At 32.7% G+C, this 13,898-nt stretch carries 21 protein-coding genes and 2 pseudogenes; all 23 read right to left on the bottom strand.

Annotation, left to right across the window (positions count from 1 at the left end; genetic code table 11):
* Window positions 1-19: 19 nt before the first annotated feature.
* Complete coding sequence (locus ACESM9_RS00715; protein ID WP_372994268.1) at window positions 20-283, bottom strand: hypothetical protein; 264 nt, start codon at window positions 281-283, stop codon at window positions 20-22.
* Window positions 284-480: 197 nt separating this feature from the next.
* The gene (locus ACESM9_RS00710) at window positions 481-930 is read right to left on the bottom strand and encodes a DUF488 family protein (protein WP_372994266.1); all 450 of its coding nucleotides are present in this window, start codon (window positions 928-930) and stop codon (window positions 481-483) included.
* A 184-nt stretch (window positions 931-1,114) separates the two neighbouring features.
* On the bottom strand, window positions 1,115-1,429 hold the full coding sequence (locus ACESM9_RS00705; protein ID WP_372994264.1) for a hypothetical protein: 315 nt from the start codon (window positions 1,427-1,429) through the stop codon (window positions 1,115-1,117).
* 38 nt (window positions 1,430-1,467) lie between these two features.
* Entirely contained in the window at window positions 1,468-1,638 is a 171-nt protein-coding gene (locus ACESM9_RS00700) for a hypothetical protein (protein WP_372994262.1), read from the bottom strand.
* Window positions 1,628-2,146, bottom strand: a complete 519-nt coding sequence (locus ACESM9_RS00695; RefSeq protein ID WP_372994260.1) for a GrpB family protein — start codon at window positions 2,144-2,146, stop codon at window positions 1,628-1,630. The genes ACESM9_RS00700 and ACESM9_RS00695 overlap by 11 nt, the downstream gene beginning before the upstream one ends.
* Before the next feature lie 127 nt (window positions 2,147-2,273).
* The gene (locus ACESM9_RS00690) at window positions 2,274-2,591 is read right to left on the bottom strand and encodes a VOC family protein (RefSeq protein WP_372994258.1); all 318 of its coding nucleotides are present in this window, start codon (window positions 2,589-2,591) and stop codon (window positions 2,274-2,276) included.
* Between the two features lie 74 nt (window positions 2,592-2,665).
* Window positions 2,666-2,827, bottom strand: coding sequence for a hypothetical protein (locus tag ACESM9_RS00685; protein ID WP_372994256.1), 162 nt, complete (start codon window positions 2,825-2,827; stop codon window positions 2,666-2,668).
* A gap of 2 nt (window positions 2,828-2,829) precedes the next feature.
* A complete protein-coding gene (locus tag ACESM9_RS00680; protein WP_372994254.1) occupies window positions 2,830-3,462 on the bottom strand; it encodes a class I SAM-dependent methyltransferase in 633 nt (210 codons plus the stop codon).
* A 54-nt stretch (window positions 3,463-3,516) separates the two neighbouring features.
* Window positions 3,517-4,272 carry a class I SAM-dependent methyltransferase gene (locus ACESM9_RS00675; protein ID WP_372994252.1) on the bottom strand — a complete coding sequence of 252 codons (756 nt, stop codon included), beginning with the start codon at window positions 4,270-4,272 and terminating at the stop codon, window positions 3,517-3,519.
* Window positions 4,269-4,892: a putative immunity protein gene (locus ACESM9_RS00670; protein ID WP_372994250.1), complete on the bottom strand. Its 624-nt coding sequence runs from the start codon at window positions 4,890-4,892 to the stop codon at window positions 4,269-4,271. Before ACESM9_RS00670 ends, ACESM9_RS00675 begins: the two co-directional genes overlap by 4 nt.
* 46 nt (window positions 4,893-4,938) lie before the next feature.
* The gene (locus ACESM9_RS00665) at window positions 4,939-5,337 is read right to left on the bottom strand and encodes a DUF4111 domain-containing protein (RefSeq protein ID WP_372994248.1); all 399 of its coding nucleotides are present in this window, start codon (window positions 5,335-5,337) and stop codon (window positions 4,939-4,941) included.
* Between the two features lie 5 nt (window positions 5,338-5,342).
* The gene (locus tag ACESM9_RS00660) at window positions 5,343-5,576 is read right to left on the bottom strand and encodes a hypothetical protein (RefSeq protein ID WP_372994246.1); all 234 of its coding nucleotides are present in this window, start codon (window positions 5,574-5,576) and stop codon (window positions 5,343-5,345) included.
* Complete coding sequence (locus ACESM9_RS00655) at window positions 5,566-5,766, bottom strand: VOC family protein (RefSeq protein WP_372994374.1); 201 nt, start codon at window positions 5,764-5,766, stop codon at window positions 5,566-5,568. The genes ACESM9_RS00660 and ACESM9_RS00655 overlap by 11 nt, the downstream gene beginning before the upstream one ends.
* A 180-nt stretch (window positions 5,767-5,946) precedes the next feature.
* Complete coding sequence (locus ACESM9_RS00650; protein WP_372994244.1) at window positions 5,947-7,104, bottom strand: saccharopine dehydrogenase family protein; 1,158 nt, start codon at window positions 7,102-7,104, stop codon at window positions 5,947-5,949.
* Window positions 7,105-7,272: 168 nt separating this feature from the next.
* Window positions 7,273-8,682: a sigma-54 interaction domain-containing protein gene (locus ACESM9_RS00645; RefSeq protein WP_372994242.1), complete on the bottom strand. Its 1,410-nt coding sequence runs from the start codon at window positions 8,680-8,682 to the stop codon at window positions 7,273-7,275.
* A 159-nt stretch (window positions 8,683-8,841) separates the two neighbouring features.
* Window positions 8,842-9,738 carry a hypothetical protein gene (locus ACESM9_RS00640; protein WP_372994240.1) on the bottom strand — a complete coding sequence of 299 codons (897 nt, stop codon included), beginning with the start codon at window positions 9,736-9,738 and terminating at the stop codon, window positions 8,842-8,844.
* A gap of 15 nt (window positions 9,739-9,753) precedes the next feature.
* Entirely contained in the window at window positions 9,754-9,930 is a 177-nt protein-coding gene (locus ACESM9_RS00635; protein ID WP_372994238.1) for an FMN-binding protein, read from the bottom strand.
* Window positions 9,893-10,540 carry a TetR/AcrR family transcriptional regulator gene (locus ACESM9_RS00630; protein WP_372994236.1) on the bottom strand — a complete coding sequence of 216 codons (648 nt, stop codon included), beginning with the start codon at window positions 10,538-10,540 and terminating at the stop codon, window positions 9,893-9,895. Before ACESM9_RS00630 ends, ACESM9_RS00635 begins: the two co-directional genes overlap by 38 nt.
* A 261-nt stretch (window positions 10,541-10,801) precedes the next feature.
* Window positions 10,802-11,659, bottom strand: coding sequence for a nucleotidyltransferase domain-containing protein (locus tag ACESM9_RS00625; RefSeq protein ID WP_372994234.1), 858 nt, complete (start codon window positions 11,657-11,659; stop codon window positions 10,802-10,804).
* A 43-nt stretch (window positions 11,660-11,702) separates the two neighbouring features.
* Window positions 11,703-11,834: pseudogene (locus ACESM9_RS00620) on the bottom strand (SAM-dependent methyltransferase); the annotation flags it as partial.
* Between the two features lie 27 nt (window positions 11,835-11,861).
* Window positions 11,862-12,047, bottom strand: a pseudogene (locus tag ACESM9_RS00615) (phosphohydrolase); the annotation flags it as partial.
* Window positions 12,048-12,280: 233 nt separating this feature from the next.
* The gene (locus ACESM9_RS00610) at window positions 12,281-12,772 is read right to left on the bottom strand and encodes a CD3072 family TudS-related putative desulfidase (RefSeq protein WP_372994232.1); all 492 of its coding nucleotides are present in this window, start codon (window positions 12,770-12,772) and stop codon (window positions 12,281-12,283) included.
* The gene (locus tag ACESM9_RS00605; RefSeq protein WP_372994230.1) at window positions 12,772-13,335 is read right to left on the bottom strand and encodes a CD3073 family putative ECF transporter S component; all 564 of its coding nucleotides are present in this window, start codon (window positions 13,333-13,335) and stop codon (window positions 12,772-12,774) included. The genes ACESM9_RS00610 and ACESM9_RS00605 overlap by 1 nt, the downstream gene beginning before the upstream one ends.
* Window positions 13,336-13,898: the final 563 nt, after the last annotated feature.

Below are 13,898 nucleotides of genomic sequence, written 5' to 3'. Positions count from 1 at the left end.
TATTCATTCATTAATTGCTTTATCTATATGACCTTCCGTATGGTTTTTCTTCAGATTCATTTTCAACTTCAGCCTCTGCTATTGCCTTAGCCTCCGCTTCACTCTCTGCTTCGTTTTCTGCTTTTTGTCCCTGTCCCTGCTTTATAATTAATTTTTGAACAAAAGGATTGTAGTTAATTTGCTTATTTATCTGTTTTTGAAAATTAGTCTGCTCTTCTTCTTCATATTCATTATCATATAAAGGCTGCAGATTCTTGTCTATAGCATTGTCTTTCGGTGCCATAATATCCCTCCTTTCAAAGCATGTTTTTTATAGAAAATAAAGCTCCTGCTTTATCCCTCAGTACAATATATTTAGGCATGTACAAAAATGTTAACACTTGTACAAAAAATTTTTGCATAAAAAAACAGCTAAGCTATAGGAATTCTTCCTACTACTTCGCTGATTTTTTTATGTCTCTCCATATATCTATTTCTGTATTATATATGTACAATCCTTATTTCTTTATCTGGAAATGCTCTCTGTATATATTCAGCAACTAATCTTCTGTGACACTTCTCTGCTGTTTCTTCACTGCATAAAAGGCAGCAACCGTCCAAAACATCATAAAGATTTTCGATTACATGTTTTCTAATGTCTCTTTCATCAAGCAACTGTATAAATTTTTCTTCATACTCACTCCATGAAATTGACTTCTTCTTGTAGCTATCAATAATTTCTTTAGTCGGGCTAAACTTTGTATCATGTATATATCCAATACCTAACAACTCCCTTAAAAAGTATTTGAGATCGCTTCCTTTCGTAAATCCTGCTAGTTGACTGGAGTTATTTAATCTAATATCTATTAGATGCTTAACATCATTCTTTTTTAGTAACCCGAAAAACTCTTCAGCGGATTTTCTTGTAAATCCAATAGTATAAATGACCATCACTATTCCCCCTAATATAAATCATTTATATAAAAGCATACTCTATCAAAAACCCTTGTTTCTTATGCTCTCACGATAAAAGAATTCGGCTGTTATTTATGATTTGGTGCTTCTTCCGCTACGATGTTCCAAGCAACACCAAATTTATCAGTCAGAGCTGCATGGAATGTTATAATTCTTTATATTAACCCCACCATGCTGCCAAAACAATTAATGAAAATAAAGATATAACTATACCTATTAAAGCATTAACACCTAAATATATTTTAATTTCTTTCTTTCCAAATTTATTTTGTTTATTAACCTTGGATATCAATATAGGTGGAATCAAAAAGAAAAGTATGCTAAATATAGTTACAATGCTCAAACCCGCCAGTAAAGGTATAGATAAATTATAATACAATAAATAAGCAATATCTTGAGCATACACTCCAAATATAATAGCCAAAAACATACTTCCGTATAAAAGCAACCTTATCTTCTTTCTTTCTTCAACCAATATTCTCACCCCTATATGAAGCTAAATAAGTATACAGATTACTTTTGCCATACTAATAAATATCTCCAAAAAAGCTTTCTCTTTATTTTTGCTGTGGGTATATGTTTTTTTGCTAATGCCCTTATTTCATCCATGGTCATATATGTATCATGCTTACCGTGTCTTTCCCAGACTTCTTTAGCGTGCCCATTCCCCCACTTACATTTCACCCAAATACCATTTTAACGCTTTTCTTTCCAACTCTTTAACAAAGGCATCTTTACCATCGCAATAAGCTTCAATATCTGAGGGATACATAGCTGCTAATTTACTCTTCAACTCTCCATATTCAAATGCATCCTGCGGATGTGTTCTTAAATAATCCCGCACTGCCAAATGCCTTTCAATCTCATAGGTATTACTTATATCGAATATATGGACATGGTGAGTCCTTATTATAGATCCCTTTCTGAAAAATCTTCTTCTAGCTATGCCATATTCCCCTTTTGGCTCATAACCCAGCTTAATAAATTCTTCATTGTAATTGTCAACTTTATTAATATCTCTCACAACAGGCATAATATCAATAATTGGTTTGGCTTTTAGGTTTTCAACCGAAGTACTTCCAATATGATGAATCTCAATTAACTCGTCTCCAAGGATATTTTTAATCTTTTGAGCTTCTTCTTCAAATAGTGATGGCCATTCTCTATTGTATTCTACTACTTCTACTTTCATGATTTTCCTCCTTTCAATTAACAAAAAGGCGGTAATAATTATTTTATATAGTTATCTAACTATACCTTTATTTTACACTATAGTTTATAGAAACATCTAAATCCACATCCAATGTCAATGTAAGTTTCTATTTTATCTGGTTTGGTACTTCTTCTGCTACTATATTCCAACCAACGCCAAATTTATCAGTCAATGCGGCATGAAATGTACTATAAAATGTTTCAGTAGGTGGAAGTGTAATCTCAGCGTTTTCTTTCAATCTATCAAATATTTTCTGTGCTTCTATAGAAGTAGGTACTGTGGCAGTCAGTCTGACTATATTCCCCTTCTCCGTAGCACCAACTTCATCAGCAAACCAGAATTTTGTCCCGTAGATTTGCATTTCAGCATGTAAAATCCAGTTGCTTAAATCCGATGGTGGGCGTTTCAATCCCATCAGGAACATACTCGCCGTATGGCATTAACCTTGCCTCTTCACATCCAAACACTTTTTGATAAAAATCTAAAGCTTCTTTACAATTACCATTGAATACAAGATATGGTGTAACCACCTTTTGCCCCATAAAGCAGCATCATTAGCCAGCGCAATTCATCCAACTTTGCAGGTACTGTGTTAAGCATATTTTCTTCAGGTTCAGACTCAACAACCCTTGTTATTTCAAATCCTATATAATTTCTCATTCCTACTTATTCTTCTTAAACACAAAATAGCATTGATTATCTACATATTCCAGACCTTTATTGGTATTTTTCATACCGTTTTTCTTACCACAATATTTTTTAAGAACAACTTCAAAATCATCATTGATATCTTTCTCTATCACATACTTCTTTCCTTTTTTGTAAATCAGACTATCTAAAGTTATTGAAGGATCTGCCAATAACTTTTCTGCATCCTTTTGATGATTATTGGTTAGTATGATTCCACCAGGTTTAACGTACTTCTTGCATGATTGAGTGATTTCTCCAGCATATAATGCGATAAGCAGATCATAATTACCCTCTCTTACAGGAAGCGGCTTTGTATAATCACCATGAATAAACTGTACATAGGCAGACTGCTTATATTTTTTATTGCTGTTTATATAATCTAAAACATTGTTAATATCATCAAAGAACTTCTTTGCAGTCTCACTGATATCCACATACACTACATGCTGAAAATAAAAGGAAGGGGTTATATGTATAGAACAGCCTGGATATAAAACCGTACTACAGGCATATTCCTCTTTTAATATTTCAAACAATCCTGCCCTGTCAAAATTCATATCTACATAAAATCTTTTATAGCGATCAATGTTTCTATTGTTATTCATGTACGCCTCCTCAATACACAAACAATAATACTTATAAATTTGCCATTGGTAATCTTACTTTTTAACTGCCCTTGTGGCATAAAAAGTTGGCACATTGAATTCATGAAGTCTGCCTTCACCATTTGTATCTTGATATATATCTGTAAGGACAAAGCCTGCTTTTAATTGTCCTCCTATTTGTTCTTCAATGGTATGTGAAAACTGAATTCCCCAATCATTTTTCATTGATTCTTCGTATAGTTGTTTATCTTTCAATGGATTAAACGGCAGTTTGTGGACTAGCATTTTCTCTTCATCATCAAAAACATAGTTAATGCCGTTATCCAATCCTGCCAGTAAAATCCCCCCTTTTTTCAAAACCCTATAGCATTCTTTCCAAACAGATAGAACATCCTCGATATAGCAATTAGAAACCGGATGAAAAATCAAGTCGAAGGATTCATCTTCAAAAGGCAAAGGATTTGTCATGTCTGCCTTTACCAGTTTAATCTCATAGTTTTCTCTTTCCGCAACCTCTTTTTCTTTAAGCAATTGCTTTTCTGAATAATCCAATACCGTACACTTTGCACCTAGTGCTGCAAATATAGGCATCTGCTGACCACCGCCAGATGCCAAGCCTAATACTTGAGCATCCTTCATTTCGCAAAACCAATCCTTTGGCACTGGTTTAGTTGGTGTTAATACCACATACCATTCATTATTCCTTGCTTTTTCAAATACCTCGTGACTTATAGGTTGTCCCCACTCCCAGCCTTCTTCTACCCATTTATCAATAACCTTGGAGTTTACTTCTGTATATTTTTTGTTCATTTTTTATCTCCTTCCCTCCTACTATTATTAGAACTCATCAATTTTCGTTTATCGCTCAATAATTTTTCCTTATTAGGTCTAGTATCATCCATTAAAAAGTCTGCCCAACCAAGTCCGAGTTTATCGGTATTTTCTTGCCAATACATCAGACGACTCAGGTAATAATTTATCTTTTCGCTAATTGGCTTCTGAAAGCTATTTTTTCCGTATTTCAATACTATTGCTGTCAATTCGTAAAAAGGTAAACCTAAAGCATGTGTTTCTACATGAACTGTAGCTCCAGCATGACCGATTGCGTGACATAAAGCACCATATTCGCTGTCGTTAATTTCTTTTGCCACAGCATGTGAATCTAAAATGGCTCTTTTTGCAATGGGCATTTTAATTTTACCTCTTGCCCAATCCTCGCAAAGCTCTAAACAGGTTCTTGGCCTGGATTCATCAGGATACTTTGCTTCAAATTGCTCTAAAGGCACTTTTGCACAATCCAGCGCCCACATTACAAGAGTCCGGTGATTTTGTAACTGGATTAATCCTATCAAATCTTGCAGGCACTTGCTATCACGTGAAAACAGCACTTTATTTCTTTTCTTTAATTTGATTTCTACATCCGTAAACACGGTTCAATTCCCCTTTCATCAGGCACATATGATATGTATCAACTCATTATAATCCTATCTTGTTTTTCATATATTTACAAAACTCCACTGTAAGAGAATCATTAAAAATCATTTTCTGGTCTGATGCATAGCATATTAGCACGTCTTTTATTAATCTATGGTAATTACTATAAATATTTTTTAACCCCCATTCGCCGCCTTCTTTCTTGGAAAGCACCAGGCCATTCTGTACATATGCCAAGACTCTGCATAGATTCAATATAGTATAAATAGGATTCTCTATCACTTCATTTTCTGAATCTATAATATTTCTCTTAATGCTATCTAGATATGCTTCAGATGGTATCTCTCCAAAAACATTATCAATTTCTTTTCCATATAATACAATGCCTCTTTTCTTAGTAATAACGAAATGTGCTGCTAAATCATGGTCAGTACCATTCATTTTTCTTATATATTCAGCAGGGTTACTCTTATACCAAGAGAGATGCATATTTGAAAAGTGGAAATCAAAGGGTGTTGGGTAACAAAATTCTTGCAATACTCACTTCTAACTATGCTTAACTCTAAACCTTTGGCTGGCAAATCATCATTTAAAGCCATAATACCATCAATAAACATCTTCTTTTGCAACTCTGTTATTGCATCTTCTACTACCACCAGAATATCTATATCACTTTTCAATCAGTTTGCCTTCCATAACCGCAATCCAGAAATCATTTATCAGAAAGAACTTCTCTCTTGATATGGAAAATTTCTTTTCTCCACTATAATACACTTCTTTAGCCCTGAATATCTCTTGAAAAAATGTTGTTGCTTTTTCTAAATCTTCAACAATAAAAGTTATATGGCTGATTCCAGATATCAAATTCATCACCACAAAATAAAGTTGACATTTACTTCACATATTCTATTTTTATGTCCTCTACTTAGAATAACATATAATATTAAGAATCTTAATCCTTATACCTTATCTCTCTACCAGAAAGTAAAACCCACAGCAAACCAGTAATTATACTGGATTTGCTGTGGGAAGAAAGAGGTACTGGAACATCTATTTCTGGTATACTATTACGCCTCTTTTAGCCAGCTCTGCAACCATTTTTTCAAAGCGTTTACCAACAAATATATTCTCTGGTTCAATAACTCCCCTCATTCCACCATCATCATGAGCTATAATCATAGCTGCTATGGATGATGGGTAGGCTGTTGTTCTTTCCATGGAAGTAATTCCTATATTTTCATCGCTATAATCCAATAGTTCATATGCTTTTTGAACATATTTTCCATCTTTTAAACCTTTTCCAACTACATATAAATAAGTGAAATCTCTTACTCCAGGTATTTTTGCCATTAATTTATTGAGAACAGCCTCTGAAACATCCCTGGGAATTACTTCTACTCCGTTTACATTTATAGGTTCTTTATCGAAAAATCCTGCATCATTAAATATCTGCATTGTTTGATAATGTCCTGGATAACGCAATGTGTATTCTGCTGCCTTTTTAACACCCTTTTCCACTAGGGTTTTATTTAAGCTATAAAGTCCATCTGTTTTTAAAGCATCAACCTCACCATAACCAGGAATCAAAAATGTTTCAAAATTAGCAAGAGCTTCTTCCTCTTCTAATCTGCCATCCTGTATAACAGTTGGAGGAGTCAGATATAAATCTAATAATGCTTCAACATTGAACAATACCATATAGTCCAGGGGTGCTACACCTCTTTTAGTTGGAAGCCCGCCACAATAGATAGCTGTTTCTTCTAGTTGATCAAATTCATGAGCTAATTGGCCTACACATATATTTCCAAACCCAGGTACGATTCCTAGTCCAGGAACTACTAAAGCATTTGCTTTTTTCAATGCTTCGTCAAATTCATAATGCTTCTCCCATAACCAGTAATCTGTTAAGACAGCCTTTTTATCTCTTGTCTTTGCCAATGTTTTGTAGAATCTTTCTGTGATTTCCCATGTATGAGGTAAGCTATTAATGATTACATCCGCTTTTGACATTAAAGCAACTGTCTCTTCTTCATTATAAATATCAAATTTTTCTACAGTAAGATTATCGTTTTTAATAAGATTTTCTGCAATCTCTAAATTCTTATCATCATTATCTGCCAGTATAACTTGAGAACCCTTTTCAAACTGCAATATATCATACGCTACAACTCTTCCCTGGAGGCCACTACCTAATACTAAATATTTCATTAAAATTCCCCCTTATCTATTTTTAGTAATTATATATTGCAATAACTATGTCGCAATAACCGTGCCAAGCTAGAAAATCAGATTTTATCTCATAAGTTCAAAATTACAAAATATAAAAATTGCCCATATATAGGCAATTTTTATATAATGTAGGCAGTTTTATTAATACTACTTATCTATATTCAGCTTCTTAATTTTATTTTGAAGGGTTTGCCTTTTTATTTTAAGGTCTTTAGCAGTTTTAGTTACATTCCATCTATTTTTATTTAGTGCATCTAATATTAATCCTTTCTCATATTCATCTATTAATTCAGAATAAGAGTCGTGGTTTGTATCTTTTTCATATATATCTTGTCTATTCAGATAGTCCAATAAATATGCAGGAAGATGCTTTATTCTTATTTCCTCGTCACCTTCTACTGTCATCATTATATATTCTATAACATTGATTAACTCTCGAACATTGCCTTTCCATTCATAAGACTCAAAAAAGTCCTGCAACTCTTTTGACAATTTTTTAGGGGGTATACTAAATTGAGAACTATATTTATTGATAAAATAATTCGTAAGGAAAAATATATCATCCTTCCTTTCTCTTAAAGGTGGTATTCTAATGTATAAAGTACTTAACCTAAAGAATAAGTCCTGCCTGAGTCTTTGAGACTTAATAAGTTCTAAAGGATCTTCATTGACTGTTGCGATGATTCTGACATCAACCTTTCTGACCTCATTACCTCCAACTCTTCTTATATATCCCTCCTGAAGCACTCTCAATAGTTTTGCCTGGAGATAGGCAGGAAGAGTATTCAACTCATCTAAAAGCAAAGTTCCCCCATTTGCCTGTTCAAAAAGTCCTTCTTTAGTTATGGCTCCAGTAAAGCTTCCCTTTTCAGTTCCGAAAAGAATAGACTCTAATAGGTTTTCAGGAATTGCAGCACAGTTTTGCGCAATAAAGGGCTTATTCTTTCTATTGCTTGCATTATGTATACTCTGTGCAATTATCTCCTTCCCTGTGCCAGTTTCACCATATATCAATACATTTGACCCATAAGAAACTATCCTTTTTACTTTTTCTATTAGATTCAAAAGCGACTTGTCACAGGTTTTGAAATCATCAAAATTATAATAGTTTATCATATTGATATTACTGTCCAAATTATTGAGTTTAGGATAGTTGAGCCAGTTATTAACAGATTTATATAGCTTATCAATTTTATTTATATTCTCAGCAAATTCTACAACGCCTTGTATTTTGCCATTCTCTATAATAGGTATATTTGTTATTATTGAAAATATCTTTTTCCCTTTTTTATTAATATAACTCTGCAAATCGTTATAAATAGGCTTACCTGTTTCCAAACAGCGGAAAAGAGAGCTATTTTTTATATCAACCGATGGGAATAGGTCAAATATATGCTTATTTAATACCTCATCGCTGTCAAATCCCTCTATTTCACCCATTGCTTTGTTATAATATATCAAATATCCATCCTTATCTATTATGGCTATCCCCACATCTATATTTTTTGCTATGATATCAAATAGAATATTAGTATCTATGCTGATCAACTTTTTCATCCACCCTAAAATCGTATTGTAATATTTTAACATTCTACATAGATTATAAAAATTCCTTCTTTGTATATAACACAAAATCTCATAGAACACATCTATGAGATATCTGCCTTGGCTATCTGTCAATATCTTTTGAGTAAATATGAAACCTTCCTACCTCATTTACAAATTTATCCTTCCTGTCTCAGTACCCATATCCTTACTGTTAATATTCTTTAACAGTAAAATCAAGCAGTAGCATATAAGCAAACTAAGCATAGGAAACATAATTATCTCAATAATACTCATTGAAACACCAGCAAGGTATTGGCTGATTATCATAGCTGTCAGAGCAGCCCCCATAGTAAAACCTTTCATAATTATTATTGAAGAAAGAAGATATCCAAAAGGTTTTCTTTTGATTATCATCACTCCGGATAATAGTGCTATAGGTACTATAAATCCCAAGTCTAATCCTTGAATAACAAGAGTTGTGTAATGTTCTAAACCTAAGGGTATAGTCCCATTTGTTATTGTGGGAATTATCTTTTTCATCCAAAGTAAACATAATGCTATAGCAAAGAATATTTGGAATCCACCCAGAAATCTTACCGGCAGCTTTTCATTAAAAGCAGAAGCTAAAGTACTAATATCAAATGACATCATTAATAATATAAATGAAAAGAAGCTTGCTGACATAAGTATCACATACACAATAAACATTGGATTGTACATCCACAAAAAAACATAAGAAATATATGTGTATAAGAAATAACCTAAAGTTCCCGTAAGTAGCAATCTACCTTTTAAAGAGCCTCTTAATGCTAGAAATAGTGATATAACTAATAGAGGAACCCCTAATACAATTGTTACTATATCTTGTGCTATACCCTGTGCTGCTACAGATACAGAATCATAGCTATATAAACCTTTTCCATGAATTTTAATTGTTTCACCCCTAAATGATTCAATTTCATATACTCCTGGACCAGAACTGGAAAAAATTCCTACCAACGAGGCAAATACCGATAATACCACAATACATCCTATAAGCATGCTAATTGATTTTTTATACTTCATCCAAAATCCCTCCCCCTATCTAAATAGCAATATTAATTTGGTTCCTCCCTGCTGATTATTCAATGCACTCTCTATGGCTTTAAGATAAGCTTTTGTTGTCACCGTTGCTCCAGAGACTGCATCCACTATAGTATTTTGTGCTTCTATAACTTTATTAAATTTCTTTTCTCCCCTCTCTAGTTTTGCTGCCATTAACTATCCTTAACACTATATCTTCTGAATAATAATCAATTAATCTTTTTCTTTGTTCTTTACCAATATCTTTTTCTACAATTATCTTCATAATAAGACCTAAGGTTGATACTGCAATCACCTGAGCAGTAAGTTCTATAGTATCATCATCTATTTCTTTATTTTTGTATATGTCTTTTAAGCATTGAAATAGTGAAGATAAAGCTGGCTTTTCTTTTGCAGCCCCCTTAAAAAGCGAAGAAGTATGCTTCAAAGCTTCTTCTGACTTACTTAACTGAGCAGCCATAAATTTGTCAGGCATTTTTAGTGCTGTCATTATATAGTTTTTAGTCATTTTTACCAATCTTTCTTCTGGTGAAGAGTTTTTTAACTCGACAGAAGATACAGCTGATACTATCTTCTTGTATCCTCTTTGCATTATATTGTTCAATATTTCCTCCTTATCATTGAAATAATGATAAATAATAGATGGAGAGTACTCAATTTTTTTAGCTATTTTCCTTATTGATAATTTGTCAATCCCTTCATCAGATATGATGCTAGATGCAGCTGAAAGTATAAGCTCCCTCATTTCTTCAATTTCTCTTTGCCTTCTTTTTTCTATAGTCATTTGATTATCCCTCATTTCATTTAACATCGTTCTATTATTTAACGCTGTTCAATATTAGAATGCCACTATTCATTTCCAATGTCAATATTAAAATTTAAAAATTTTTAAGTAACTCAAGTACTATCCATCTCACCCCATCATAATTTTCATACATCTGTTGTTGCACTATTTATCTTCTCTTTCTGTTTTAAGCATAAAAAATAGCGAAGTTTATTTTTTCTCCGATTGACCTAAACTTCGCCATTTTATTCTCCACAAACACTAGTCACTAGTCTCTAAAACTAGAGTATTCCTTAGAAGCACTTCCGTTTCAGAAACAAGTTCTTTAAGTATATTTATCCCTTCTCTTGTAGTATCTCTATCAGCAGAAATCAATGTGATAATCTTATCTATTCTATTTTTGTAATTCTTGGGCTTTATACTAAAGCCATCAATCATTCTGACAGCCTTTTTCTCATTAATGCAGTATTCCTCATTCAAAGCGAATAAAACTTGATTTAAACAAGAAATACTCCTGAAACAATGTCCACATACATAATAAATGTCATCCTTATCAACATTATCCTCAGCAAACATTAATGAAAAGGAGGCTTCAAACATAAAATATTGCACTATTGCATCTTTTAAAGTTCTAGGATATGGAATGGTCTTAGATTTCAATTCTGAAATTTTACCCTTAGGGTCAACTAGTATTTTGCAGACAGAAATTTCGCCCATATACATTACATTCAGATAGGTATGGGGATGACCAGTTTGGTAATGAGTGGTTACTTTACCTTCCAAACAATCATCCATAACCTGTGACACTCTTTTTATGTCACGAAATATAAAATCCACATGATACCCTTGAACTACAAGCCAACCTCCACCGTTAACCCAAGGACCCCATTCCCCTAAAGCTGTAACTAAACCTTCTCTATGTTCATCATCTAACTTTGTTGCAATTGCATTAATTTGAGCAATGTCAACTCCTTCTGACCCATCATAATATATTCCTATATCAATATCGGAGTTTGGATGATTAGTCCCTCTTGCTCTTGAACCACCCAAAACGATTCCTATAATGCCCGGTACGCTTTTCAATTCTCTACTAATTTCATTCAAAATATTTTCTACCATCTTAGCACTCACCTCAGTCTTCATTTTATTCTGAATATCAGTTCTTATCTCTAAAGTCAGGTAACATATTTTTTAGTTCATGCCATTCCCCTGCACCTTCGAGACCATTTTTTGAACGGCTCATATTGCTATATTTATTGAAAAATATAGCATCATCGTATTTGATTTGCTTCATTATAATCACCCATATCAATAATCTACTTTAAGATAATATAAAGCGTTTATATGCAATTTTTCTTCCTGTATCTGTTTTAAAATTCTCTTCAATACATTTTTTAATTTCCTGCTGTTGTTTTTGTTTATCCATTACGGTTAGATTCTCTAATAAATCTGCTTCCCATAGTATTTGAAAATCAATTCCATCAATTTTAGAAGGAGTATGATGATTTGCCCATTTATCAATAGAATTGAGTTAATATCAGTATATTTATTATCCATACTATATTCAATGCTCTTCTCATTCCCTTTAAAATTAAATACTTATCCTTAACATAATATACCTTAACCATTCCCCGTAAAAAACAAAATCCCGCAACAAATGAAGATTTCTCTTCCATCTACTGCGGGATTTATGTATTTTCAATATTATAATATAATAATCAAAACTTCTCTCAATAACCTTTATAAATTGCTTATAAATTCTTTAAACCTGTTTATAAACTCTTCGCCCTTTTCCCCATCATGATAATCTGTAGGTACATCTATTATATTGAGTTCAACATTTGCCTCCTGGCATAAAGCTAATAATTCCTCCATAAGTATTCCTTTTTCACCTATTATGCTACAGTTTGGGCTGCTATTTATACCTACTAAACCAACTATATTATAGCCATTATCTAAATACTCTTTCATAATAGCTATAGTATCTTTTGATATATCTTTACATAACTTTCTGAATTCCTTAGTATCATACTCTTCCTTGGTCATAGGCTTTCTTTTTAATCCTAAGTATCTGTATTCCGGACATGGTAGTTGATGTATACCTATTCCATTGTCAAGAATAACCTCTATAATATCCCTATAAGGTCCCTTTGCCCTTGCCAAAGGAGGTACCACAGTATTTTGATTTAAAATACAATGAGATGTAAAAATTACCTTTTTGCTTCTCTCCATCAATTAGCTCCTTGTGTATAGTTTTGTATATAGCTTTTAGGAATTCTGGCAACAAGCCATGAAACTATTACACAGCTTATAATCTTATCTACAATATTGCTTGTTATCCTAGGTATGAATGCAGCTGTAAAAACTTTTTGTCCAGTCTGCACTAACCAGGTGAAGAACACATCGTTAAAGTCTCCAGTAAGTCCTCCATATACATATACTGATATAGGTGTTCCTATAAGTGGACATACTATAGCCAGTATTGCTCCTGTAATAATTGCGGTCTTCAAATCAAACTTCCACTTTCTTGCAATTAACCCAACTACAATACCAACTGCAATATTTACTAATGCAAAAGGTATGTTCTTTGGATTCTGTATAACTCCCAAGGCTACATTTGTAAGTCCTCCTGTTAAGACACCATAAAAAGGTCCATATACTACTGCAACAAATATTGTTCCTATGGTATCCAAAAACAATAACGGAATGCTTAACATCCCTGATACTGTCCCAAGAACTATATTAATAGCGATACCTAAAGCTGAAAATATAAGTATTCTATTATTGCTTTTCATAATCCAACCTCCTGCTCTTAATAACTTAATTAATTATACTAGAGCTTTGTTTGAATGTTAAATTGATAAATTCTATATCTTGTCAACCTATTATGTGCATTACCTATACTGTCAAAGGTAACCAAATCAAAGGTTTATTATAATGGCGTTTCAAACCACACTTAAAAAAGCAAATCCCGCAACAAATGAAGATTTCTCTTCCATCTGTTACGGGGTTCTTGATTAAACTGTGGGTTTTCATAAAGTTTGGGAATGAGTTTAATAATCTTCAATATTTGTGCTAGTTTTTTTCATAAAGTTTGAGAATGAATTTCATAAAGTTTGAGAGCAAGTTGTATTATTTCATAAAGTTTAGGAGTAAGTTTTTACGGCTATTATTACGGGTTTTCTCCAATTACATAATAAAAAATTAATATTATTTTATTAACATTCTAATAAATTCAAGGTATCTTACTCACATTAAGTTAACTCGTTGTGCTAGCTTTGAATTACCAAAAATCTACGAATGAAAAACTCCAACATATTATGTAACCTATCATTAATAACCACAAAAATGATAGGGG

Origin of the sequence: Lutispora sp. (assembly GCF_041687175.1) — a bacterium.
GTDB lineage: Bacteria > Bacillota > Clostridia > Lutisporales > Lutisporaceae > Lutispora.
The sequence above is the reverse complement of the archived record's forward strand: the minus strand, read 5'-3'. Positions and strand labels throughout refer to the sequence as shown.